Raw genomic sequence first — 25,354 nt, forward strand, 5'->3', positions numbered from 1 at the left:
CCGTCGTCGCGTCTACCCTGGGAGCGTGTCGCCACTGAACGTCGCCGTCGCCGTCGACGCATGGATCGACCCCTCCGACGCCTACGCCGGTGTCGTGGGAGACGATCCGCACGGCTTCTGGCTCGACGCCGGCCCCGACGCCCTCCACGGCTGGAGCTGGCTCGGCGTCGGACGCCCCGAGTTCGACCCCGCCGCGGTGGACGCGGTCGACCTGACGCGACCCTCGCATCGCACCGACGAGGCCGGCCCCTTCCGCGGCGGGTGGGTGGGCTGGGTCACCTATGAGGCGGGCGCCTCGGCCGCTGCTGCGCCCACCGTCACCGGCGACGACCCCGCGCGGTGGTGGCTGCGCGTAGACGACTTCCTCGCGTTCGATCACGCGAACCGCCGCGTCTGGGCGTGGGCGCCGACGCGCGAGCGAGCCACGCGGTTGGCCGCCACGGCGGCGCGATGCCGGCCGGATGCTGCGCTGCCGGCTGAGCCCGCCGCATCCGTCGCCCGTTCCCGCCATCTGCCGTCGGAGTACGGCGAACTGGTGGAGAGGTGTCGCGATCACATCCGTGAGGGCGATGCCTACCTCCTCTGCGTGACGACCCGCTTCGAGATCGACGGGCATATCGATCCGCGCGCGGTGCATCGCAGGCTTCGGGCATCATCCCCGAGTCACCACGGAGGCTTCGTGCGGGCGGGAGGCACGGCCCTCGTCAGCGCGACCCCGGAGCGCTTCCTCACGGTGGCCGACGGGGTGGTGCGGACGCATCCGATCAAGGGCACCCGACCGCGTTCGATCGATCCCGTGGAGGATCGCCGGCTCGCCGACGAGCTGCGTGCAGATCCGAAGGAACGCGCGGAGAACGTCATGATCGTGGACCTGATGCGCAACGACCTCGCGCGGGTGTGCGCCCCCGGCACCGTGACCGTCGAACGGCTGCTCGACATCGAGAGCTACCCCGCCGTCCACCAGCTCGTCAGCACGATCGCGGGCTCCCTCGCCGATGGCGCGACCCTCGGCTCGTTGCTCGCGGCCGCGTTCCCGGCGGGCAGCATGACGGGGGCCCCGAAGCTGTCGGCCATGACGATCCTGCGCGAACTCGAAGCGGCTCCGCGGGGCGTGTTCTCGGGCTGCTTCGGGTGGGTGGGCGACGACGGAGGAGCCGACCTCGCGATGGTGATCCGCAGCGTCGTGGTGCACCCCGACGGTGCGTACGTCGGCGCCGGGGGCGGCATCACGTGGCACTCCCGGCCCGAGGCGGAGGTGCGCGAGGTGGGCTGGAAAGCGCGCGCGCCCCTGGCCGCGATCGGCGCCGTTCTGCCGCCGGGCTGGTGACGGCGGCATTCCGGTAACGTGGATCGCGCGCCGTGTGCGCGACCCGAACCCCACGATTGGCTCTTCCGTATGTCTTCTATGCCCTCTTCGCCCGCTGAGAGCGGTGGCCCCGACGTTCACGCGGTCCAGCGGAAGTGGCAGGAACGCTGGGCCGAGAAAGACCCGTTCCGCGCCGGCGGCGACGAAGACACCCGCCCACGCAAGTACGTGCTGGCGATGTTCCCCTACCCCTCCGGCGACCTGCACATGGGGCACGCCGAGAACTACCTCTACTCCGACATCGTCGCGAGGTTCTGGCGGCACCGCGGCTACAACGTGCTGCATCCGATCGGCTGGGACTCCTTCGGTCTCCCGGCAGAGAACGCGGCCATCCAGCGCAAGGCCGATCCGGTGCAGTGGACATCGGCGAACATCGCTCAGCAGAAGACGAGCATGAAGGACTACGGGGTCTCCTTCGACTGGAGCCGCGTGCTCCACACGAGCGACCCCGACTACTACCGCTGGAACCAGTGGCTCTTCGAGCGCCTCTACGAGCGGGGCCTCGCCTACCGCAAGGACGGCGCCGTGAACTGGTGCCCCTTCGACCAGACCGTGCTCGCCAACGAGCAGGTCGTGGACGGTCGTTGCGAGCGGTGCGGCAACGAGGTCGTCAAGAAGAAGCTGACCCAGTGGTACCTGCGCATCACCGACTACGCCGACCGTCTGCTGGACGACCTGAACCAGCTCGAGGGTTTCTGGCCGCAGAAGGTCATCCAGATGCAGCGCAACTGGATCGGTCGTTCCGTGGGCGCCGATATCGACTTCGAGATCGAGGGACGCGCCGAGAAGGTCACCGTCTTCTCCACCCGCCCCGACACGCTGCACGGCGCGACATTCTTCGTCGTGGCACCCGATTCCGACCTCGCCGCCGAGCTCGTCCAGGGCGCGTCCGCCGAGGCGCAGGAGCGGTTCTCGACCTACCTGGCCGACGTCCGCAAGGCCACCGACATCGATCGGCAGTCGAGCGACCGTCCGAAGACCGGCGTCTTCCTCGAGCGCTGGGCGATCAACCCCGTCAACGGCGAGCGCATGCCCGTCTGGGCGGCGGATTACGTGCTGGCCGACTACGGCCACGGCGCGGTCATGGCTGTTCCCGCCCACGACCAGCGCGACCTCGACTTCGCCCGCGCGTTCGATCTGCCGGTGCGGATTGTCGTCGACACCACCGCTCCGATCACCGGCGCGATCCCCGTCATCGAGCTCGATGAGCACGGTGTGCCGATCGATCCGGGCGGGGAGAGCATCGATGACCTCGATCCGGCGCGCACGGGCGTCGCGCTCACGGGTGAGGGCCGTTTGATCAATTCGGGCCCCTTCGACGGGCTGTCCAAGCGCACGGCCATTTCTCGCGTGATCGACCAGCTTCAGAAGGACGGCCTCGGCCGCGCCGCCAAGACATTCCGTCTGCGCGACTGGCTCATCTCGCGCCAGCGCTTCTGGGGAACGCCGATCCCCATGATCCACACCGACGACGGTCGGATCGTGCCGGTGCCCGACGATCAGCTGCCGGTGCGTCTGCCGGCGGTCGAGGGTCTCGACCTCACCCCCAAGGGCGCGTCGCCGCTCGGCGCGGCGAAGGACTGGGTCGAGGTGGCCGACCCCGAGACCGGCGCTCCCGCTCGGCGCGACCCCGACACGATGGATACGTTCGTCGACAGCTCGTGGTACTACATGCGGTTCCTCTCGCCCGGCGACACGACGCAGCCGTTCTCCTCGCGTGAGGCCGACAAGTGGGGCCCGGTCGACTTCTACATCGGCGGCGTCGAGCACGCGATCCTCCACCTCCTTTACGCGCGCTTCGTCACGAAGGCGATGTTCGACATGGGCATGGTCGAGTTCACCGAACCGTTCACGCACCTGATCAACCAGGGCATGGTGATCCTCGGCGGCACGAAGATGTCGAAGAGCAAGGGCAACCTCGTGCTCTTCCAGGAAGAGCTCGACGCGCACGGCGCCGACGCCCTTCGCGTCGCCCTCGGATTCGCCGGCCCGGTGGAAGACGACAAGGACTGGGACGACGTCTCCACGACCGGCGCGACCAAGTTCCTCGCCCGAGCGCTGCGCATCGCCCACGACGTCGACAGCGAAACCGACGTCGTGTGGGCCGAGGGCGACGCGGCTCTGCGTCGCGTCACGCACCGCCTGTGGGCTGATGCGCCCGGACTCATCGAGCAGACGAAGTTCAACGTCGTGGTCGCCCGGCTCATGGAGCTCGTGAACGCGACCCGCAAGGCGATCGACACCGGAGCCGGAGCCGGCGACCCCGCCGTCCGCGAGGCGGCCGAAGCGATCGCGATGATCCTCGACCTTTTCGCCCCGCACACCGCGGAGGAGATGTGGGAGGTGCTCGGGTACGAGCCCTTCGTCGGTCTGGCCGTCTGGCGTCAGCCCGACCCCACCCTCCTCGTGGAAGAATCCGTCACCGCGGTCGTGCAGGTCGACGGCAAGGTGCGCGCGACGCTGGAGGTGTCGGCGAGGATCGATGCCGCCGATCTCGAGGCCCGTGCGCGCGCCGACGAGAAGGTGCGCCGAGCACTCGGCGACCGTGAGATCGTCCGCGCGGTGGTGCGCCCGCCCAAGGTCGTCAGCTTCTCGACCAAGTAGCAACGGTCGCAACGGGGGAGGGGCGCAGCATCCGCCCCTCCCCAGGCCGCGTCCGTCGCGATCCTTCCACGGCAGTGAGCAGGCGCCGCCCGACGCGCACCGAGGCCACGTAGCGTCACCGGGGTGCCAGAAGCCCACGATCGCACCGCCTCTCGACGTCTGGGCGTGGGCGCGGTCGTCGTGCTGCTGCTCGCCGGGCTGGTGATCACGGTCGGCATCGGTATCGCTCGTGGCGCGGGCGGTGCGGGAACCACGACGGTGACCCCCTCGGCGACAGCGCCGCCGGGCGACCCGGCCGACGGAGCGGTCTACGTTCACGTCACCGGCGCGGTCGCGGCACCCGGGCTCTATCGTCTGACGGTCGGGGCTCGCGTCGTCGATGCGGTCGGGTCGGCGGGCGGGTTCGCCGAAGATGCCGACCGGGGGTCGGTCAACCTGGCGCGCCCGGTGACCGACGGCGAGCAGCTCGTCGTGCCCGTGATCGGAGCGATCACCGACGAGCCGGCGCAGGGGCAGCCGGATGCTGCGCTCGGCGCCGTCGGCGGACTCATCGACCTGAACAGCGCCGACCCCTCGGTGCTCGATACGCTGCCGCGGATCGGCCCGGCGCTGGCGGAGCGGATCGTCGCGTGGCGCGACGACAACGGGCGGTTCACAAGCGTCGACGATCTGCTCAGCATCCCCGGGATCGGCGAGAAGATCGTCGACGGCCTGCGCGCTCTCGTGAGGGTATGAGCGCCGCGCGTCGACGCCGGCGCGCAGCGCGGCTCGTTCCAGCGGCCGTAACGGCGTGGGCGGCGGCCGCCCTCGCAGTCTGCGTCCCCGAGACGGCGGTGTGGGCATCGGCGGCGCTCTGGGTGACCGCGGTCGTGGGCTGCGCCCTGCTCTGGCGGCATCCGACGCCGGTGCGCGCGGTGATCGTGGTGGCCGCGGTCGGCGCCGCCGTGGCGGTGTCGCACGTGGCGCTCGCGCAGCCCGGCCGCACGAGCGTCGAGCACCTGGCCACGGGCGGTGCCCGCGCGCTCGTCGTCGAGGCGACGGTCTCAGGCAAGCTCGACCCGAACAGCTCCGGCGACATCTGGTTCGACGCCCTCGCCGACCGCATCACGGCCGGTGATCGTGCCGTCACCGGCGGGGCGCTGCCGCTGCGCGTCGGGGTCGCGGCAGACGCCGTCGCGTCGCTCGACCGCGTCGACATCGGCAGCGAGGTCACCGTGCGCGCAACCTCCATCCCGTTGGGCGTCGGCGATCGGGCCGTGCTCGTTCTCCGCGCACAGGAGGTGATCGTGCGCGCGGAGCGGCCGAACGCGGTGCTCGCCGCCGCATCCGATCTGCGTCGCGGTCTCGTCGAGTCGGCCGGAGGGCTTCCCGGCCCTGGTGCGGCACTCGTGCCCGGCCTTGCCGTGGGCGAGACGCGTGCGGTCTCGGCCTCGCTGGACGAGAGCATGAAGGCGTCGTCGCTGTCGCACCTCACGGCCGTGTCGGGTGCGAACTGCGCCCTCGTGGTGGGGGTGGCGTACGGCACCGCAGCCCTCGTCGGCGCGCGACGGGGCACGCGGATCGCCGCCGGACTCGTCACGCTCGGGGGGTTCATCGTGCTCGTCACCCCCGAACCCAGCGTGGTGCGCGCCGGTGCGATGGCCGCCATCGCGATGTTCGCTCTCGCGCTCGGGCGCGCGGGTGCGGGGCTGAGCGTGCTGTGCCTCGCCGTCGTGTTGCTGCTCGCCGTCGACCCCTGGCTCGCCATGTCGCTGGGATTCGCGCTCTCGACGGTGGCGACAGCATCCCTTCTGGTGCTCGCTCGTCCGCTGGCCGACGGGCTCTGCCGCTGGATGCCGCGACCGCTCGCCCTCGCTCTGTCGATACCGTTCGCGGCACAGCTCGCCTGCGGGCCTCTGTTGGTGCTCGTCGACCCTCGCGTGCCGGTGCTCGGGGTCGCGGCCAACCTCCTCGCGGCGCCGGCCGCCCCTGTCGCCACCCTCGCGGGGCTCGCGGCGTGCCTTGCGGCTCCGTTCCCCTGGGTGCAGGACGGACTCACGGCGATCGCGTGGCTCCCGGCGAGCTGGATCGCCGGGATCGCCCAGGTGGTCGGAGCACTGCCCGGGCAGCAGCTGCCGTGGTGGAGCGAACTGGGCGGACTCGCCGCCCTCTCAGCCGTGTCGGTGTGCGTCGCCGTGGTCGTGCTCGCTCCGCCCGGAACGAATCGGCGGATGCTGCGTGGCGTCGCGCTCGTGGTGGTCTGTACGGTCGTCGGGCTCGGTGGCGGACAAACGGCCCTTCGCACGGTGGCCGGCCCGTGGACGGTACCCGGCAACTGGGCGATCGCCGCGTGCGACGTCGGTCAGGGCGATGCCGTGCTGCTGAGATCGGAGGGTGCCATCGCACTCATCGACACCGGGCCCGACCCCGCAGCGCTGGACACGTGTCTCTCGCGCTTCGGGATCTCTCGGCTCGACCTGCTCGTGCTCACCCACTTCGACGCCGATCACCGGGGCGGTGTCGAGGCAGTGCGTGCTCGCGTCGACCTGGTCGTGCACGGGCCTTCCGACGGCGGCGCCGCCGATCGAGTGCTCGCTGGGCTTCGGCAGGGCGGATCCCGCACGGAGCTCGCCCACCCGGGTATGCAGGGGATCCTGGGCGGTGCGCGGTGGCGGGTGCTGTGGCCATCCGCGGCGGTCGCCGCCGGGAACGACGCGAGCGTCGTGCTCGACGTGCGCGGCGGGGGCATCCCCGACACCCTGCTCCTGGGCGACCTGTCTGCCGAGGCGCAGCAGGCGATGCAGCGGAACGAGCCGGTGGGGGAGTTCGATGTGGTGAAGGTCGCGCACCACGGCAGCGCCGACCAGGACGCACGGCTCTACGGCGCCGCGTCGCCGACGCTCGCGCTGGTCACGGTCGGTGCGGACAACGACTACGGCCACCCTCGAGAGTCGATCCTGTCGACGTTGGCGTCGGTGGGGGCGACCGTCGCCCGCACCGATCAGGAGGGCATCGTCGCGGCGTGGAAAGGCAACGACGGCGTGCTCGCTCTCTGGAGGGAACGCGACGTCGCGGGGGCTCGTTAGGCTGGTGGGTATGGCCGCCGCTCCCCGTCGATCCGCTCCGGCGAAGGCCAAGTCGGCGATCCCGCAGGTCTCGTGGCGCGAGCCGCGACCGGCGCCGGTGGTGCTGGTCTCCGGACCCGAAGAAGTGTGCGCCGAGCGTGCCATCGCGGGCATCCGCGACTACCTGCGCGCCGAGGATCCGAGCCTCGAGGTGACAGACGTCCGTGCCGACGACTACGCCGCGGGCACCCTGCTCGGCGTCAGTTCTCCCTCTCTCTTCGGCGAACCGCGTCTGGTGCGCATCGGCGGCGTCGAGAAAGCATCCGACACTTTCTTGCTCGAGGCGCTCGCCTACCTCGAGCACCCGCAGGAGGGCGCGACGATCGTGCTGCGGCACAACGCAGCGAGCGTGCGCGGAAAGAAGCTGCTCGATGCGGTGCGCGCGGGGCAGGGGAGCGGCATCGAGATTCCGTGCCTGGCGATCAAGCGCGACAGCGACAAGTACGACTTCGCCGCGGGCGAGTTCTCGGCCGCTCGCAAACGCATCGCGCCCACCGCGCTCCGCGCGCTCGTCTCGGCTTTCTCCGATGACGTCACCGAGCTCGCGGCCGCGTGCCAGCAGCTCATCTCCGACGTCGCTGGCGACATCGACGACCGGATCGTCGAGCGCTACTACGGCGGTCGGGTCGAGACGTCGGCGTTCACCGTCGCCGACACCGCGATCGCCGGCCGGTACGGAGATGCCCTCATCGCCCTCCGCCAGGCGCTCGCCTCGGGCGCCGACCCGGTGCCGCTTGTGGCTGCCGTGGCGATGAAGGTGCGAACGATGGCGCGGGTTGCGGGCAGTCGCGAATCGTCGGGGGCTCTGGCTGCCCGGCTGGGTATGAAGGACTGGCAGGTCGACCGAGCCCGGCGCGACCTCGTCGGTTGGTCGCAGACGACGCTGGGGATGGCCATCCATGCGGTGGCCCGGGCCGACTCCGAAGTGAAGGGCGCGTCACGCGACCCCGTGTTCGCGCTCGAGCGCATGATCACCGTGATCGCGACGCGCACGCCCTTCGGCGACTGAGCGGCGTCCACCCGCCGAGACGCCGCGATTCGCTGAGGCACACCGCCACGCCTCGTGTGTCGGCCATTCCGCGGGTTCGCAGCGGAAGCGAGAAAGCCCGCCCCGCGAACGGGACGGGCTTTTCACGAGGTGCGGCTCAGAGAGCGGCGACCTGCTTGGCGATGGCCGACTTGCGGTTCGCCGCCTGGTTCTGGTGGATGACGCCCTTGCTCACGGCCTTGTCGAGCTTCTTGGTCGCCGTGATGAGGGCCTTCTCGGCCGTGGCCTTGTCGCCTGCGGCGATGGCTTCACGGGTGCGACGGATCTCGGTACGCAGGCCGCTCTTGACAGCCTTGTTGCGCTCGTTAGCCTTCGCGTTGGTCTTGTTGCGCTTGATCTGCGACTTGATATTCGCCACGTTCGACGGTCTTTCGTTCGGAGGATTCGGTCAATTGCCGGTTGACAGAAGAGGGCTGTCGCACGGCGGTCGTGAGGGTGGGAAAACCCACACGCAAGCCAAACACCGAGTCTATCAGGTCTGCTCCACCGTCGTTATCGCGAGGTTGAGCACGGCGTTGAACACATCGGGGCGCATCGAGGTGACGAGATGGGTGGTCTTCGGCACGATGATCAGCTCGGCCTCGGGAACGGTCCTCGTGAACAGCGCTTCGTTGATGCGTAGCTGATCGTATTGCCCGTTCACGAACCAGAGAGGCACACGGATGCTGCGCAGCGCTCGCATGAGATCGAGCACCGAGAGGCTCGCCAGCGCGGTGTGCTGCGTGTCGAACGCGTACCCGCCCGCGCCGAAGTCCTCGCGGGTCTCTTCCGGCAGCGTGCGGGCGAGCACGTAGTCGGTGATGGCGGCGCCCCGATCGGGAAGCGAGTCGAATCCTCGGAGGAAGAGGCGGTATGCCCGCAGGGCTGCTCCCCGCGGGATAGCGGTGCAGCCCGCGCCGATGACCGCCGCCAGCGGAGGGGGCGCGTCCGATCCCGCATACTCGAGCGCGAGCAGGCCTCCCATGGAATGACCGACCAGCAGCACGGGGCCCCGGGCGGCCGCATCCCTGACGGCCCGGTCGATGGTGGCGAAGGCCCCTTCGATGGTGAAGTCCTCCGCCATCCGGGTTCCGTGTCCGGGCAGATCGACCGCTGTCGCCGTGATTCCTCGCGCTGCGAGGTACTCGAGCTGAGGCCGCCACATGCTGGCGGACGTGCGAATGCCGTGGACGAACACCACCGCGACCGACATGTCTCCAACATACGACGCGCCCCCTGCCCGGCCGAAGCCGAACAGGGGGCGCGTTCGTCTGCGACTAGCGCGTCACGGGCGACCGACGCCGGAGGGCGTAGGTCAGACCGCCCGCCACGAGCAGGAAGCCCGCAGCGAAGGCGATTCCGAGCGGCAGCTCCGACCCGGTGACGGCGAGCTGGCCGCCGGCGAGAACGGTGACACCGACCCGGATCGGGCTCTCACCCGCGGTCGTGATCACGAGCTCGTGCGCGCCGAGAGCGAAGTCCGACGGGATCGCGACAGCGAACGATGTGCGTCCCGACGCGTCGGCGACGGGGATTCCCGTCACCACGAGCGGTTCGCTGAACAGCGTGGCGCCGATCAGCTGGCCCGGCTTCAGGCCCGTCACGGTGACGTTGAGCACGCCGCCCTGCTCGACGCGGTCGTTGAGCGTCACGCTGGCCCAGCTGCCGTTCGGCGCCTCGGTGACGGGCTCACCCGTGCCGGGGTTCTCGGTGCCCGGCTCACCCGTGCCGGGGTTCTCGGTGCCCGGCTCACCCGTGCCGGGGTTCTCGGTGCCCGGCTCATCGGTCGTCACGATCGCGCGACCCAGGGGCGCCGGGTCGACGACGTCGAAGGCCTCGAAGTACGCCAGCGTGGCGTCGAGATCGACCTGACCGGTATCGGTGCGGTCGGTGCCGAGGGCGAACGTCTTGAACCCGTCGCCGCCGTTCGCCAGGAACGAGTTGGTGACGACCGTGAAGGTGTCGCTCGGGGCGATCCGGTCACCCTGGTACGACATCGACACGACACGCCCGCTGCGCGGATCGGCGTCTTGCACATACTCGTAGGTGAAACCCTCCGAGACACCGAGGTGCAGCTTGGGTCGGTCGCCCGTCGCTTTCCACTGCTGCTCGAGGATCTCTTCGATCTGCGCACCGGTGAGGGTGACAGTCACAAGGGTGTTAGCGAAAGGCTGCACGAGTGCCGCCTCCTTGTAGGTCACGACGCCGTCCGCGCCGTAGAGCAGGTCGGCGCGGAGCCCACCCGGGTTCATCAACGCGATCTGCGCCTTCTTGCCCGCGAATGCCGGGTTCTCGCTCGTCGCCCACAGGTAGACGTCGGAGACCCAGTTGCCCATCGACGATTCGACGCCGCGGTTGCCGCCCGGGGGAGTGCCCCCGCGGAGGATGTCCGCGCTGATCTCGCCGACCGGCTCGGCGCCGATGATGTCGGCGTCGGCCACGTAGTCCGCGACCATTGCTTCGATCTCGGTGTTCGCGGGGTAGGCGCCAGCGGCGGGGGTTCCGGTCACGAGCGGGAACGTGCTGCCGCCGATCGAGATGAGCTCGTCCGAGGCGGTGTCGTACGAGATCTCGAGCTTGCCGAGCGCCTTGCCGTACTCCGACGCCTGGATCACCGGGCGGGTCTGACCGTCGGTGCCCGCCACCGGAACGTCGCACGCGTACGTCTGATGCGTGTGGGCCGAGACGATCGCGTCGATCTGCGCCGACGCACCCGTTGCGAGCGCACCGAAGCCGGCCTGATCCGAGGCGAGGTCGGCACAGTCGTTCGAGGTCGCGGCCCCCGAGTGCGTGAGCAGGATGATGACGTCGGCCTCGTCGGCGATCTCGGCGGCGACGCGGTTGGCCGCCTCGAGCTGGTCGCCGAAGCGGATGTCGGCGATGCCCGCAGGATCGACCATCGTGGCGGTGTCTTCGGTGACGGTACCGATGAAGGCCACCTTCACGCCGTCGACGTCCTTAATCGCATACTCCGGGAGCACCGTCTCACCCGTCACACGGTCGTAGACGTTGGCTCCGAGTCCGTAGGCTCCGCCCAGCTCGCGCTGCGCGTCGGTGACAACGTCGGTGTCGGTGTTGCCCCCGAACCGCGGGATCACCCGGTTCACCAGGTCGTCGAAGCCACGGTCGAATTCGTGGTTGCCCACGGCACTCACATCCAGGCCAGACGCCACGAGCGTGTCGATGGTCGGGTTGTCCTGCTGGATCAGAGACGTGAACGTCGACGCGCCGATGTTGTCTCCCGCCGAGACGAACAGCGTGTTCGGGTTCTCGTCGCGGTAGGCGTCGACGGCGCCGGCGATGACCGCCGCACCCGCCACGCCGTTGGCGTTGTCGGCTTCCAGACGACCGTGGAAGTCGTTGATCGTCAGAATGTCGATCTCGGTCGGGGCCGTTGCGTCAGCCGAGAGGCCGACCTTCACCGGGTCGTGGTCCGACGAGCGGTAGGGCGTCGCGTCTTCCCAGAAGTTCGTGCCGTGGTAGCCGTAGCGGCTGTACTCGAGCGCGATCGACTCTCCGGAGTTGATGTTCCAGATGTCGGCCCCCGTGGCGCGCTCGAGAGCGGCCTCGTTGAGCAGCACGTGATCCAGCGAACCGGTCAGGCCCGAGAACGAGTAGCTCGACGAGCCGACCTCGAACTCCGACTCGGCGTTGACGTAGCCGGCGCCGTAGAGCACCTGCATGGGGTCTTCCTGCGTGTAGGAGTTGAAGTCGCCGACGAGGAACACGGCGTCTTCAACAGTCGTGACGTCGTCGACCCATGCGGTCAGCGCTGTCGCCTGACGAACGCGCGAGTTGTTGGACGCGCCCTGCCCGTCATTCTGATCGGCGTCGACGCCTTCGCCGGAGCCCTTCGACTTGAAGTGGTTCACGGCGAGGAAGAACTTCTCCCCGCCGCCTGCGGGAACGAAGAACTGTCCGATCGGCTCGCGCGCATTGGCGAAGGGCTGACCGTTGCCGCTCTGGGTGGCCAGCGCCACCGAGGCGCCCTCGGGCTGCACGAGCGCCGTCTGGTAGATGATCGCGTTCGTGATGACGTCGCGGTCGACGTCGGCGAGCGAGTCGGCGGTCGGGATGAACGCCCACTTGCCCGGGGTCGACGCCGCGTTCAGCGCGGCGACGAGCGACCCGACGGCCTCGTCCTTCGTCTCGCCGAGCGCTTCGGAGTTCTCGATCTCCATGAGACCGACGACGGAGGCGTCGAGGTCTTCGATGGCGGTCACGATCTTCGACTGCTGGCGGGCGAAGTCCGCCGCATCCCACGCACCGCGCACGTCGCAACCGGTGCGGACGGAGTTCGCCTGGCCGTTCGGGAGCGGGGTGTAGGTCTGGCAGCCCGTGGTCGACTCGCCGAGCGTCGTGAAGTAGTTCAGCACGTTGAACGACGCGACGCTGAGGTCTCCGCCGACGGGCTGGGGGGCTGCCGTGCGCGGGTTCGAGAACGCGACCTGGTCTGCTCCGCTGCCGTCGGCCACGAGAGGCTGCGTCGGGTTGATCTTCCAGGTGTTGTTGCGGTAGTCGACGATGAACGAGCCGCTGAGCTCGGCCTGGCCGCCGACGACGACCGGCTCGACGAGCGAGACGTAAGCGGGGGTCAGCGCGCTGTAGGTCACGTTCAGGAAATTCGTCGATGCGCCGTCGTCGAGCGTGAGCGCACGTGCCGCGTTGTCCGCAGCCACGGCGGCAGCCTCGGGAGTTCCCGGTCGGGCGGCATCGGTGTGCTGACGAAGGGGCGTGGCGCCGGCGGCGAGGCCGACCTCCCCGTACTGGTTCGTCGAGTAGGTGTTCGACACGGTGAAGTCGTCGGTCAGCTGCACGAGCATCGACTCGAGCGACTCGCGCTGCGCATCGGTGGTCGGCCACGCGACGGTCGAGAAGGTCGGCGCGGTGGCGGCGTCGATCTTCGTGGCCGCGCCGACACCCGCAGTGATCTGGGTCAGACCGTTGAACTCGCTCACCGGTCCGGTGACACGAACGGTGTCGCCGAGGGCGACGGCGCCGACGGCTGCGGGGGAGTACACGAAGAGGGCGTCGGACGCGGTGTGGGTCGCCAGGTCGATCGGCCCGCCCGTTCCGGCGGTCTGGATGACGTAGCCGTTGAGCCCCCCGGTCGGGTAGTGCGCCGTGACGACGCCCTCGGTAGTCACCGTCTGGCCTGCGAGAGGTGACGCCGACCCGGTGCCCTGGATGTCGGCGATCGGCACGACGGCGCCCGGGGTGGTCGGCTGGGTGGGGGAGGGAGACGGCGATGGCGGCGTGGGCGTCGTCGGCTCGGGGTTCGGTGTCGTGCCGGAGCCGCTGTTCGTCGGGGTCGGGGCACCGAGAACGAAGTCGGCGGCGTTGTTCGCGGTGTTCGTTCCCGCGGCATCGCGCGCGGCCGACTGGGTCACGCTCGTGGCCGGTGCCGCTGCGACGGCGAAGTCGTTGGCAGACCCGTAGCCGACGTAGTCGATGACCTCGGGGAGCGCCGCTACGCCGGTACCGACGCCGAGCGGGGTGATGGTGTCGACCAGCGCGACCTTCGCGTTGGAGGCCTGCATGGCGATCGAGCCGTCGACGTCCGCCTCGAAACCGGGAAGCGCGGTGTTCGTGCCGAACGCCTGTCCTACGAGGAGGTGTTCGCCGGCCTCGAGCGAGATGTCACCGAGCGGGGTGACCTGCCACGAGGTGCCCGACGCCGAGGCGTACTGGACGCTCCACCCGTCGAGGTCGACAGCGGCGTCGCTCGTATTGAGGAGTTCGACGAAGTCTCGGTTCAAGACGGCGCCGTTATTGCCGCCGCCGCCGTACACCTCGCTGATGACGACGGGGGCGTCGCTGCTGACGGCTGCCGTGGCGGGCAGGGCGCCGACGCCGAACGAGCCGACGGCGAGGGCCGCGACGGCAGCACTCGCTGCGAACGCCCGGCCCTTTCCTCCTCTCGTGGTCTCGGACCGATCAGAGGTAGGGGGATGCGACGTCACAGACTCTTCTCCAGGGTTTGGGCGCACGACGAACAGCGGCCGGGACGACGGCCGTTCGGAGGTCGGGGGGACCTGTGTCGATACTCCACGATGTCACGGACACTCGCGTGTCGTCGAGGTAAACGTCCGGTAACGCGGCCGCCACCAGAGGGTGCGCGCGGCGCTCGAAGCCGCCCGCCCGCACCTGCGCCCGCGGACGCGCTCCGTCGCCCGTAGAATCGACGGAACATGTCACCGCGCGCACTCCAGTCTCTCGAGCCCTCCGCGACCCCGCCGGAACTGATCCGCAACTTCTGCATCATCGCCCACATCGACCATGGCAAGTCGACGCTGGCCGATCGGATGCTGCAGATCACCGGCGTGGTCGCCGACCGCGATATGCGCGCTCAGTACCTCGACCGCATGGACATCGAGCGCGAGCGCGGCATCACGATCAAGAGCCAGGCGGTGCGCATGCCGTGGGCGTTCGAGACGCCGTCGAACTCTTTCGCGCTCAACATGATCGACACCCCCGGTCACGTCGACTTCACCTACGAGGTCAGCCGCTCGCTCGCCGCGTGCGAGGGAGCCGTCCTGCTCGTCGACGCGGCGCAGGGGATCGAGGCGCAGACGCTCGCGAACCTCTACCTCGCGCTCGAGAACGACCTCACGATCATCCCGGTGCTGAACAAGATCGACCTCCCCGCCGCCGACCCCGACAAGTTCGCCGCCGAGCTGGCGGGGCTCATCGGAGGTTCACCCGACGACGTGCTGCGCGTGAGCGGCAAGACAGGCCAGGGCGTCGAGGAGCTGCTCGACCGCATCGTCCGCGACATCCCCGCGCCGAAGGGCGACCCCGACGCTCCCGCGCGGGCGATGATCTTCGATTCGGTCTACGACGCCTACCGCGGTGTGATCACGTACGTGCGAATGATCGACGGCAAGCTCGAGCCGCGCGAGAAGATCCAGATGATGTCGACGCGCGCCACCCACGAGACCCTCGAGATCGGCGTGTCGAGTCCGGAGCCCACGCCCTCCCGAGGGTTGAGCGTGGGTGAGGTCGGCTACCTGATCACCGGCGTGAAGGACGTGCGCCAGTCGAAGGTCGGCGACACCATCACCACGCACCGGTCTCCCGCGACCGAGGCGCTGGCGGGCTACACCGACCCGAAGCCGATGGTCTACTCGGGCCTCTATCCGATCGAGCAGAGCGACTACGCCGACCTGCGTGAGGCGCTCGACAAGCTGAAGCTCTCCGACGCGTCGCTCGCGTACGAGCCCGAGACCTCGGTCGCCCTCGGCTTCGGCTTCCGGTGCGGGTTCCTGGGGCTCCTCCATCTCGAGATCATCACCGAGCGACTCGAGCGCGAGTTCGGTCTCGAGCTCATCGCCACCGCTCCGAGCGTGGTCTACGAGGTCACGACCGACAACGGTGAGACCGTCACCGTGACCAATCCGAGCGAGTACCCCGACGGCCGCGTCTCCTCCGTTCAGGAGCCCATGGTCAAGGCCGCGATCCTGCTGCCGAAGGACTATGTCGGCACGGTCATGGAACTGTGCCAGCAGCGACGCGGGTCGCTCCTCGGCATGGACTACCTCAGCGAGGATCGCGTCGAGATCCGGTACAACATGCCGCTCGGCGAGATCGTGTTCGACTTCTTCGATCAGCTCAAGAGCAAGACCCAGGGGTACGCGAGTCTCGACTACGAGCCCTCGGGTCAGCAGAGCGCCGATCTCGTCAAGGTCGACATCCTGTTGCAGGGTGAGAAGGTCGACGCGTTCTCGGCGATCGTGCATCGCGAGAAGGCCTATGCCTACGGCACCCTGATGACCGAGCGCTTGCGCAAGCTCATCCCTCGCCAGCAGTTCGAGATCCCGATCCAGGCGGCGATCGGTGCGCGCATCATCGCCCGCGAGAGCATCCGAGCCATGCGCAAGGACGTCCTCGCCAAGTGCTACGGCGGCGACATCAGCCGCAAGCGCAAGCTCCTCGAGAAGCAGAAGGAGGGCAAGAAGCGAATGAAGACCATCGGTCGCGTCGAGGTCCCCCAGGGCGCGTTCATCGCGGCTCTCTCGGGCGACGTCGAGGAAAAGAAGTAAGGCTGAGGTCATGCGTCGCGGAACCTTCAAGGACGAGACGGTGGACTACGCCGCCGTCGGAGCCACCCAGGCCCCCGACCTGATGCAGTACCCGCCCGAGCGGTCGGTGCCTGCCGAGGAGGCCTGGCGGATCGGCAGCGGTGAAGAGCGCTTCACCATCGCCGGAGAGGCTCTGCTCAGCTGGTCGGCCCAGCGCGAGGGCGGCCTCACCCTCGCCGACGTGCGCCCGGCGGCGGGTCCGTCGTACACCGGCGTCGGGTACGACGGTGAAGGCAGGCCCATCGCCCCCAGCCGGCTCGAGTCCGATCAGCGTTTCGCCGCCGACGGCACACCGTTCGTCGGCCCGGGCACCACGGTGCATCTGCACGGTCACGCCGGCCGCTATCGCGCCGACGCCGAGGCCCGCGTGATCTCGGTCATCGAAGACCCCCGTCGTGTCGGTTTCGCGCTCGGCACGGTCGGCGGGTCAGTCGTGAGCGGTGAGGAGCTCTTCCTGCTCGAGTGGCGCGACAACGACGAGGTCTGGTTCACGGTGCGGGCCTTCGATCGCCCGGTGGCGTTCCTCTACCGGCTGTTCCCCGCCATGGTGCGTCAGCGTCGGCGCGAGCTCTTCTCGCGATACCTGCGCGCGATCTCTCCGATGTACACGACGCCCGCCTGATGGGGTCCGCCCTCCCTCTCGGCGACCCTGCACCTCCCGACGGCGCTCTTCCCGACGACCTCGGCCACGATCCGTCGACACCGTTCGGTGTCTATCTCCACGTGCCGTTCTGTCGAGAGCGGTGCGGATACTGCGACTTCAACACGTATACGGCCACCGAGCTGCAGGGTGCCCGACAGGATCAGTACGCCGACACGGTCGGTCAGGAGGTCAGCCTCGCGCGCCGCATCCTGGACGATGCCGGTGCGCTCCGCCCCGCGCAGACGGTGTTCTTCGGCGGGGGAACCCCAACGCTCCTTCCGGCCGGCGACCTCGGACGAATGCTGGCCGGGGTGACGGATGCTTTCGGCCTCGCTGACGGGGCAGAGATCACCGTGGAGGCGAACCCCGACACGGTGACTCCCGCGGTCATGCGGGAGCTTGCGGCCTCCGGGGTGACGCGTGTGTCGATCGGCATGCAGTCGGCGAGACCTCACGTGCTCGCGGCGCTTGATCGGACGCACGATCCGGCGAATGTGGCGACGGCGGTGGCGGCGGCCCGCGATGCGGGCCTCGCGGTGAGTGTCGACCTCATCTACGGCGCTCCGGGTGAGTCGCTCGACGACTGGCGCGCATCGCTCGAGACCGCTGTGGCGCTCGAGCCCGATCATCTATCGGCCTACGCCCTGATCGTCGAGGACGGCACGAAGCTTGCCCGTCAGATCCGTCGGGGAGAGGTCGTCGCCCCCGACGACGATCTGCAGGCCGACATGTACGAACTGGCCGACGAGATGCTCGCCGCCGCGGGGTTCGACTGGTACGAGGTGTCGAACTGGGCGCGCGACGACAGCCGGCGGTCGCGCCACAACCTCGCCTACTGGCGGGGGACCGACTGGTGGGGGTTCGGGCCCGGCGCCCACAGCCACGTGGCCGGTCTGCGGTGGTGGAACGTGAAGCATCCGGCGGCGTACGCCCAGCGGCTCGCGCGGGGAGAGTCACCGGCGGCCGCGCGCGAGCGTCCCGACGCGACGGCTCGGCGACTGGAGTCCGTTCTGCTGCGCTCGCGCATCCGCGAGGGGCTGCCCTTCACCGAACTGACCGATGAGGGCGTGCGCGCCGTCGCGTCGCTGGTCGACGAGGGACTCGTCGCGGCGGAACCGGCCGGCGCCGAACGCGTCGTGCTGACTCGCCGCGGGCGGTTGCTGGCCGATACGGTGGTGCGCACGCTCACAGCGTGACGTCAGGGCCTCGCGCGGCCCGATCAGCTAGAATTGGCACTCACGGCGCGCGAGTGCCAGTCCGACCCACGAGAACGGCAGAGCGGAGGGGACCATGGTCAGCGAACGCGGACTCCAGGTGCTCCGAGCGATCGTGCAGGACTACGTCGACACGCGCGAGCCCGTCGGGAGCAAGGCCATCGTCGAGCGTCACGCGTTCGGGGTCTCGGCGGCCACCATCCGCAACGACATGGCGCTGCTCGAAGACGAAGAGCTGATCGCCGCTCCCCACACCTCGTCGGGTCGCGTTCCCACAGACAAGGGCTATCGCGTGTTCGTCGATCACCTCGCCGACCTCCGTCCGTTGAGCCCCGCGCAGCGCAGCGCGATCGCGTCGTTCCTCGACGGCTCGGGAGACCTCGACGACCTGCTCTCGCGCACGGTGCGCGCTCTCACCCAGCTCACTGGGCAGGTCGCGATCGTGCAGTACCCGTCGTTCGCGCGCGCGAACGTCACCCACGTCGAACTCGTCGACCTCGGTGGCGGGCGGCTGCTCGTGATCGTCGTGACCGACACCGGACGCGTCTCGCAGCGCATCGCCCTCGTCCGCGAAGAGCCGACCGAGGCCGACCTCGCCCAGCTGCGCGCCCGTGTCTCCTCGGTCGTGGTGGGGCACCTCGTCGGGGACGCCACGCAGCGAATCGCCGACCTGCTGGCGGCCTCGATCGTGCCGGCGACCGGAACGGATGCGGCGGCCCACGCCATCTTGCGAGTGCTTGCCGAAGAGCTCGAGGAGTTCCGTCAAGATCGCCTCGTGATGGCCGGGGCGGCGACCCTCGCTCGTCGAGAGTCCGACTTCCGCGGCAGCATCTACCCGCTCCTGGAGGCGATCGAGGAGCAGGTCACGCTGTTGAAGCTCATGACCGAGATGGTCGTCGACGCCAAGGGACTCGCCGCGAGCATCGGGCGGGAGAACGAACCGTTCGGCCTCATCGAGGCATCCGTCCTCGCCAGCGACTACGACGCCTCGGGGACGGGCGCGCGGGTCGGGCTCCTGGGCCCGACGCGCATGGACTATCCCTCACATCTGGCGGCGGTCCGCGCCGTCGCCCACCATCTGACCCGGATGCTCGAAGACGACGAGAACGCCCGCTGACGCGGCATCCGTTTTAATGACGATCCCCGCCGCGTGCGGGCAGGAAGGCGAATGTGGCTGACCACTACGAGGTTCTCGGTGTCGCGCGCGACGCGAGCTCAGACGAGATCAAGAAGGCATACCGCCGTCTCGCGCGCGAGCTTCACCCCGACGTGAACCCCGGCGCCGACGCGTCGGAGCGGTTCAAGCTCGTCACCCACGCCTACGACGTGCTGAGCGACGCCGAACAGCGTCGCCGCTACGACATGGGCGGCGATGGCGGAGCGTTCGGCGGGGCCGGGGGAGCAGCCGGGTTCGGCGGCTTCAGCGACATCTTCGAGACGTTCTTCGGGGGCGGAGGCGGAGGCGGCAGCCGTGGTCCGCGTCCGCGGTCGCGCCGCGAACGCGGACAGGACGCCCTCGTGCGAGTCACCCTCGAGCTCGATGACGTCGTCTTCGGCGTGCACCGCGACCTCGAGGTCGACACCGCCGTGCTCTGCGAGACCTGCCAGGGGGCGTGCACCCAGCCGGGTACGTCGGAGGTCACCTGCGACATCTGCCACGGCAGCGGGCACATCCAGCGAACCGTGCGCAGCCTCCTCGGCAACGTCGTCACGAACCAGCCGTGCGGAACGTGCCAGGGACACGGCACGACCATCCCGTATCCCTGTGCGACCTGCCAGGGCCAGGGTCGTGTGCGGGCTCGCCGCACCGTGTCGGTCGACATCCCGGCCGGTGTCGAGACCGGACTGCGACTGCAGCTGCCCGGTTCCGGCGAGGTCGGACCCGCCGGCGGACCGAACGGCGACCTCTACCTCGAGGTCACGGTCGCACCCCACGAGACCTTCAGCCGCGACGGCGACGACCTGCTCGCGACGCTCGAGGTGTCGATGTCGGATGCCATCCTCGGCACGAACACCACCATCGACGCCCTCGACGGCTCGGTCGACCTCGAGGTGCGCGCGGGGGTCCAGGGCGGTGACGTGCTGACGATCAAGGGACGTGGCATCACGCCGTTGCGGGGAACCCAGCGCGGCGACCTGCGCATCGGAGTGCACGTGGTCACCCCGACCAGGCTCGATGCCAAGGAGCGCGCGCTCATCGAAGACTTCGCCAAGCGCACGAAGGCCCCCGCCCCTCATCTGGCCGAGTTCCACCAGGGCCTGTTCGCGAAGCTGCGCGACCGCTTCCGCAACGTCTGATCGTGGCGCTGCACTTCCTCTCCGACGCCGCGACCTCGGCTCGGCCCGGCGATGACGTCGTCCTCGAGGGTGCCGAGGCCCACCACGCAGCATCCGTTCGTCGGCTTCGGGTCGACGAGGCGGTCACGGTCGGGGATGGCCGGGGCGTGTGGCTCACCGGCCGCAGTGCTGCCGTCTCTCCTCGTGAGGTGACGGTGCGAGTCGACGCGCGTCGGGAGGAACCGGCACCGAGCCCGCGGGTGATCCTCGTGCAGGCGCTCGCGAAGGGCGACCGAGACGAGCTCGCGGTGCAGGCCGCCACCGAGCTCGGTGTCGACGCGATCGTGCCCTGGCAGGCCGAGCGCAGCGTCTCGCGGTGGGACGGCAAGGCCGACAAGGCAATCGCGCGCTGGACGACCATCGTGCGCGAGGCGGCGAAGCAGGCCCATCGCGCGTGGGTTCCCGAGGTGCGCTCGCTCGCTCGTACGGCTGACCTCGTCGCCCTGGCCGGACAGACGCGGATGCTGCTGCTCGAGCCGTCGGCCGAGGCTCCCCTGAGCGCGGTCGACCTCGCCGACGACACGCGCGACGTCGTGTTCGTCGTCGGTCCCGAGGGCGGAATCGCCGCGGCCGAATTCGCCGCTCTCGAAGACGCCGGTGCGGTTCGGGTGCGGCTGGGGACGACCGTTCTGCGCACCTCGACCGCGGGCGCCGCCGCCCTCGCCGTCGTGAGCGTCGCGCTCGGCCGCTGGTGACCTCGCCCGCGGCCGGATCCGCTCGACCCCGCGCCGGTAGACTGGTTGCATGACCGAGACCTCGATCTTCACGCGCATTCTCGAGGGTGAGATCCCGTCGGAGATCATCGCCGAGACGAAGAACGTCTTCGCCATCCGCGACATCGCCCCGAAGGCACCCGTCCACATCCTCGTGATTCCGAAGACGGCCGCGTACCGCGATGTCGTGGAGCTCGCAGCCGGTGACCCGGCGCTCCTGGCCGAGGTCGTCGGGCTCGCGCGCACCGTCGCCGCCGAACACGCCGACGGCGAGTTCCGGTTGATCTTCAACACCGGCGCAGCTGCCGGACAGACCGTCTTCCACGTTCACGCCCACGTGCTCGCGGGCGACCTCGACGAGAAGAGCCTGAATGCCTGAATCCTTCGACGAGACCGTCGTCGAGCACGTCTACGTCGACGGTGTCGCCATGGTTCAGCTGCTCGGTCCGCAGGACCGGTTGCTGCGCGTGGTCGAGAAGGAGCACCCGGGAGTCGACGTGCTCGTGCGCGGCAACGAGATCACACTGAGCGGCGAGGCTCGTGTCGTGGCCGGAGCGCTCGCTCTCGTCGAAGAGCTCATCGCCATGACGAAAGCCGGGCACGGGCTCGAGCCGTCGGATGTGAGCAGCTCCAGCCGCATCCTGCGCTCCGAAGGCGGACCCCGCCCCTCCGAGGTGCTCGGCGAGGCGATCCTGTCGTCACGCGGAAAGGTCATCCGCCCGAAGACGCTCGGGCAGAAGGCCTACGTCGACGCGATCGAGGAGAGCACGATCGTCTTCGGTATCGGCCCCGCCGGTACCGGAAAGACCTACCTCGCGATGGCGAAGGCCGTGCAGGCGCTTCAGCGCAAAGAGGTCAGCCGCATCATCCTGACCCGCCCCGCCGTCGAGGCCGGCGAGCGTCTCGGATTCCTCCCGGGCTCGCTGACAGACAAGATCGACCCCTACCTGCGCCCGCTCTACGACGCGCTGAACGAGATGATGGACCCCGAGATCGTGCCCAAGCTCATCGCTTCGGGCACCATCGAGGTCGCCCCGCTGGCGTACATGCGGGGGCGCACGCTCAACGACTCGTTCGTCGTGCTCGACGAGGCCCAGAACACCACGCCCGAGCAGATGAAGATGTTCCTCACCCGCCTCGGATTCGGCACGCGGATGGTCGTGACGGGCGACATCACCCAGGTCGACCTGCCGATGGGCGCGTCGGGCCTGCGTCTCGTGACCCGCGTGCTGCGCGACATCGACGACATCCACTTCGCGTACCTGACCAGCGCCGACGTGGTGCGTCACACGCTCGTCGGGCGCATCGTCGACGCCTACACCGAGTACGACGAGGAACGCCTGGCGTCTCGCCGCGAGCGCGACGAAGCCGCCGAGTTCGCCAACCGTGCCGAGCGCCGCGGCGGTCGCGCGGCCGGCCCCCGCGATCACCAGCCGAGACGAGGACGCCCGTGACGATCGAGATCAACAACGAGTCGGGCGTGGCGGTCGACGAGCAGGTTCTCCTCCGCCTCGTCGAGTTCGACCTCGCCGAGCTGCACGTCAGCCCCGACGCCGACCTCGCCATCGTGCTCGTCGACGAGGGCGCGATGGAGGCGCTGCACGTGCAGTGGATGGACGAGCCCGGCCCCACCGACGTGCTGAGCTTCCCGATGGACGAACTTCGCCCCGGCACCGACGACGCGCCCACTCCGGCCGGTCTCCTCGGCGACATCGTGCTCTGCCCGCAGGTGGCTGAGACACAGGCCGTGGCGGCGAAGCACTCTACGCAGGACGAACTCGTCATGCTCACCACCCACGGGCTGCTGCACCTGCTCGGTTACGACCACGCCGAGCCCGAAGACGAGCGCGAGATGTTCGGTCTGCAGAAGGAGCTCATCTCGGGCTTCCAGGCTTCCGAGCGGCGACGTCGCCGCACATGACCGAAACCCTCCTGCTCGTCGCAGCCCTCCTCCTCGTCGCCTTCGGCGGTCTCATGGCCGCCATCGAGGCCGCGCTCAGCGTCACTTCGCGCGCCGATCTCGTCGACCTCACCTCGGAGGGTCGCAGCGTCAGCGCCCTGCAGAAGATCGCCGACGACCCCGACGCCCATGCCAACGCGGTCGCGTTCATCCGCGTGCTCGCAGAGACCGCGGCGGCCGTGCTCGTGACCGTCGCCTTCACCCTCCTCTTCGACAACATCTGGTGGGCGATGCTCGCGGCGGCGTTGCTGATGACGGGCATCTCGTTCGTCGCGGTCGGCGCAAGCCCCCGCTCGGTGGGGCGTCAGCATGCTCGCGGCCTCCTGCTGGGAGCGGCTCCGCTCGTGCGGGGTCTGCGGATCCTGCTCGGCCCCCTCGCCTACGGCCTCGTCGCGATCGGCAACCGCGTCACGCCCGGTCTGTCGCAGGGCTCGTCGTTCGCGTCGGAGGAGCAATTGCTCAGCATCATCGACGAGGCCGCCGAGAACGAACTCATCGAAGAGGACGACCGCGAGCTCATCCATTCGGTGTTCGACTTCACCGATCGGTATGTGCGCGAGGTGATGATCCCGCGCACCGACATGACGACGGTGGATGCTGCGGCCTCGACCCGTTCGGCGATGACCCTCTTCCTCGACACGGGTCATTCCCGGCTCCCGCTGGTCGACGATGAGCGGGACGACGTCGTCGGAATGCTGTACCTCAAAGACCTCGTGCAGTTCGGGTTCGAAGACCAGGGTTCGTGGCGCGACGCCCCGATCCGCCGCATAGCGCGTCCGGCGATGTTCGTGCCCGAGTCGATGAAGGCCGAGACGCTTCTGCAGAAGATGCGGCGCGACGCCGTTCACGTGTGCCTCGCGGTCGACGAGTACGGCGGCGTGGCCGGCCTCGTGACCCTCGAGGACCTCATCGAAGAGCTCGTCGGCGACATCTCCGACGAGTACGACGCGCGTTCGACCGAGATCGTCGAGCTCGAGCCCGGCCGATACCGTCTCAGTGCGCGCGTTGCGCTCGACGAGGTCGGCGACCTGTTCGGGATCGAGCTCGAGGACGACGACGTCGACTCGATCGGCGGTCTCCTCGGCAAGGCGCTGGGTCGCGTGCCGCAGCCGGGCGCCACAGCGCAGTACGCCGGCCTCACGATGACCGGCGGCGCCTCCCGCGGCCGCGGCCGCGGGCTTGCGACGGTCTTCGTCGAGCGGGCCGAGAATCTTGACGCGGCGACGACGACCACCGATGGTCGCGCACCGCAGACCGGGGAGATCCGTCTCCCTCGAAAAGGGGAATGAGATGACCGACTTCCGCTCGGGGTTCGCCACCTTCGTCGGCCGACCCAACGTGGGAAAGTCCACGCTCACGAATGCCCTCGTCGGTGAGAAGGTCGCCATCACCAGCGAGAAGCCGCAGACGACCCGGCGAGCGATCCGCGGGATCGTCAATCGCGCCGACGGGCAACTCGTCATCGTCGACACCCCGGGTATCCACCGCCCGCGCACCCTTCTCGGGGAGCGGCTGAACAACCTCGTCGAGCAGGTACTCGGCGACGTCGACGTGATCGGTTTCTGCGTGCCGGCGACCGAGAAGGTGGGCCCCGGCGACCGGCGGATCGCGGAGTCGCTCAGCGGCTACCCGCGCGCGAAGAAGGTCGCGATCGTCACCAAGACCGACGCGGCGAGTCGCGACCAGATCGCCGAGCGTCTGCTCGAGGTCGACGCTCTCCGCGAGGACTGGGCGAGTGTCATCCCCCTCTCGGCGACGGCGGGGGAGCAGCTCGACGTGCTCGTCGCCGAGCTGATCGGCATGATGCCCGACGGCCCGCCGCTGTACGGCGAAGGCGTCGTGACCGATGAAAGCCTCGACGACCGGATCGCCGAGATCATCCGCGAGGCCGCACTCGAGGGCGTCAGGGACGAACTGCCGCACTCGATCGCTGTGACCGTCGAAGACATCGCGGCCCGTGAGGGCACCGACCTGACCGACATCTACGCCAACATCGTCGTGGAACGCGACAGTCAGAAGGGCATCATCATCGGGCCGAAGGGTTCGCGTCTCGCCGACGTCGGCGCCCGCGCCCGCGCCGGCATCGAGCCGCTCGTCGGCACGCGGGTCTTCCTGTCTCTACGCGTGCGCGTGGCGAAGGAATGGCAGCGCGACCCGAAGCAGCTCGGACGCCTCGGGTTCTGAGCGAACGCCGGGGCGCAGCATCCTGGTACGATCTGTGCATGCTTCACGGTCTGCTTCTTCTTAGTCGCCGCGACGAGGCCTCGTTCTAGGGCCCACCTCGTCGCGGAGCTTGTCGTCGGCC

The 25,354-nt window shown here is 69.4% G+C and carries 19 protein-coding genes; 16 read left to right on the forward strand and 3 right to left on the reverse strand.

Annotated elements, in window-relative coordinates; all coding sequences use genetic code 11:
• Positions 1-25 precede the first annotated feature (25 nt).
• The 5 genes from DEA06_RS03140 to holA all read left to right on the forward strand — a co-directional run bounded on the left by DEA06_RS03140 (position 26) and on the right by holA (position 8,083).
• Positions 26-1,327, forward strand: a complete 1,302-nt coding sequence (locus tag DEA06_RS03140) for an anthranilate synthase component I family protein (RefSeq protein ID WP_116646463.1) — start codon at positions 26-28, stop codon at positions 1,325-1,327.
• Positions 1,328-1,396: 69 nt separating this feature from the next.
• The gene (gene leuS / locus DEA06_RS03145) at positions 1,397-3,970 is read left to right on the forward strand and encodes a leucine--tRNA ligase (RefSeq protein WP_116646464.1); all 2,574 of its coding nucleotides are present in this window, start codon (positions 1,397-1,399) and stop codon (positions 3,968-3,970) included.
• 123 nt (positions 3,971-4,093) lie between these two features.
• The gene (locus DEA06_RS03150; protein WP_240606785.1) at positions 4,094-4,705 is read left to right on the forward strand and encodes a ComEA family DNA-binding protein; all 612 of its coding nucleotides are present in this window, start codon (positions 4,094-4,096) and stop codon (positions 4,703-4,705) included.
• Positions 4,702-7,035: a ComEC/Rec2 family competence protein gene (locus tag DEA06_RS03155; protein ID WP_116646466.1), complete on the forward strand. Its 2,334-nt coding sequence runs from the start codon at positions 4,702-4,704 to the stop codon at positions 7,033-7,035. Before DEA06_RS03150 ends, DEA06_RS03155 begins: the two co-directional genes overlap by 4 nt.
• A 10-nt stretch (positions 7,036-7,045) precedes the next feature.
• Entirely contained in the window at positions 7,046-8,083 is a 1,038-nt protein-coding gene (holA, locus tag DEA06_RS03160) for a DNA polymerase III subunit delta (RefSeq protein ID WP_116646467.1), read from the forward strand.
• Positions 8,084-8,219: 136 nt separating this feature from the next.
• Here holA and rpsT read toward each other — a convergent pair whose 3' ends face one another.
• From rpsT to DEA06_RS03175, 3 genes are all read right to left on the reverse strand, one after another.
• The gene (gene rpsT, locus DEA06_RS03165; protein ID WP_116646468.1) at positions 8,220-8,480 is read right to left on the reverse strand and encodes a 30S ribosomal protein S20; all 261 of its coding nucleotides are present in this window, start codon (positions 8,478-8,480) and stop codon (positions 8,220-8,222) included.
• A 114-nt stretch (positions 8,481-8,594) separates the two neighbouring features.
• Entirely contained in the window at positions 8,595-9,314 is a 720-nt protein-coding gene (locus DEA06_RS03170; RefSeq protein WP_116646469.1) for an alpha/beta hydrolase, read from the reverse strand.
• A 64-nt stretch (positions 9,315-9,378) separates the two neighbouring features.
• The gene (locus DEA06_RS03175) at positions 9,379-14,064 is read right to left on the reverse strand and encodes an ExeM/NucH family extracellular endonuclease (protein ID WP_116646470.1); all 4,686 of its coding nucleotides are present in this window, start codon (positions 14,062-14,064) and stop codon (positions 9,379-9,381) included.
• Positions 14,065-14,292: 228 nt separating this feature from the next.
• On the opposite strand from DEA06_RS03175, the gene lepA reads away from it, so the two are divergent.
• The 11 genes from lepA (at position 14,293) to era (ending at position 25,233) form a co-directional block, all read left to right on the forward strand.
• The gene (gene lepA, locus DEA06_RS03180) at positions 14,293-16,143 is read left to right on the forward strand and encodes a translation elongation factor 4 (protein ID WP_116646471.1); all 1,851 of its coding nucleotides are present in this window, start codon (positions 14,293-14,295) and stop codon (positions 16,141-16,143) included.
• Positions 16,144-16,153: 10 nt separating this feature from the next.
• Complete coding sequence (locus DEA06_RS03185; protein ID WP_116646472.1) at positions 16,154-16,804, forward strand: DUF1990 family protein; 651 nt, start codon at positions 16,154-16,156, stop codon at positions 16,802-16,804.
• Entirely contained in the window at positions 16,804-18,021 is a 1,218-nt protein-coding gene (gene hemW / locus DEA06_RS03190; protein ID WP_116646473.1) for a radical SAM family heme chaperone HemW, read from the forward strand. Before DEA06_RS03185 ends, hemW begins: the two co-directional genes overlap by 1 nt.
• A 94-nt stretch (positions 18,022-18,115) precedes the next feature.
• Positions 18,116-19,156 carry a heat-inducible transcriptional repressor HrcA gene (gene hrcA / locus DEA06_RS03195; protein ID WP_116646474.1) on the forward strand — a complete coding sequence of 347 codons (1,041 nt, stop codon included), beginning with the start codon at positions 18,116-18,118 and terminating at the stop codon, positions 19,154-19,156.
• A gap of 53 nt (positions 19,157-19,209) precedes the next feature.
• Positions 19,210-20,337, forward strand: coding sequence for a molecular chaperone DnaJ (gene dnaJ, locus DEA06_RS03200; protein WP_116646475.1), 1,128 nt, complete (start codon positions 19,210-19,212; stop codon positions 20,335-20,337).
• 2 nt (positions 20,338-20,339) lie between these two features.
• The gene (locus tag DEA06_RS03205) at positions 20,340-21,071 is read left to right on the forward strand and encodes a 16S rRNA (uracil(1498)-N(3))-methyltransferase (RefSeq protein ID WP_116646476.1); all 732 of its coding nucleotides are present in this window, start codon (positions 20,340-20,342) and stop codon (positions 21,069-21,071) included.
• A gap of 49 nt (positions 21,072-21,120) precedes the next feature.
• On the forward strand, positions 21,121-21,468 hold the full coding sequence (locus DEA06_RS03210; protein ID WP_116646477.1) for an HIT domain-containing protein: 348 nt from the start codon (positions 21,121-21,123) through the stop codon (positions 21,466-21,468).
• The gene (locus DEA06_RS03215) at positions 21,461-22,543 is read left to right on the forward strand and encodes a PhoH family protein (protein ID WP_116646478.1); all 1,083 of its coding nucleotides are present in this window, start codon (positions 21,461-21,463) and stop codon (positions 22,541-22,543) included. Before DEA06_RS03210 ends, DEA06_RS03215 begins: the two co-directional genes overlap by 8 nt.
• Complete coding sequence (gene ybeY, locus DEA06_RS03220) at positions 22,540-23,010, forward strand: rRNA maturation RNase YbeY (RefSeq protein ID WP_116646479.1); 471 nt, start codon at positions 22,540-22,542, stop codon at positions 23,008-23,010. The genes DEA06_RS03215 and ybeY overlap by 4 nt, the downstream gene beginning before the upstream one ends.
• Positions 23,007-24,338: a hemolysin family protein gene (locus tag DEA06_RS03225; protein ID WP_116646480.1), complete on the forward strand. Its 1,332-nt coding sequence runs from the start codon at positions 23,007-23,009 to the stop codon at positions 24,336-24,338. Before ybeY ends, DEA06_RS03225 begins: the two co-directional genes overlap by 4 nt.
• Position 24,339: 1 nt before the next feature.
• Positions 24,340-25,233, forward strand: coding sequence for a GTPase Era (gene era / locus DEA06_RS03230; RefSeq protein ID WP_116646481.1), 894 nt, complete (start codon positions 24,340-24,342; stop codon positions 25,231-25,233).
• Positions 25,234-25,354: the final 121 nt, after the last annotated feature.

The organism is Microbacterium sp. Gd 4-13 (assembly GCF_003095395.1).
Classification (GTDB): Bacteria; Actinomycetota; Actinomycetes; order Actinomycetales; family Microbacteriaceae; genus Microbacterium.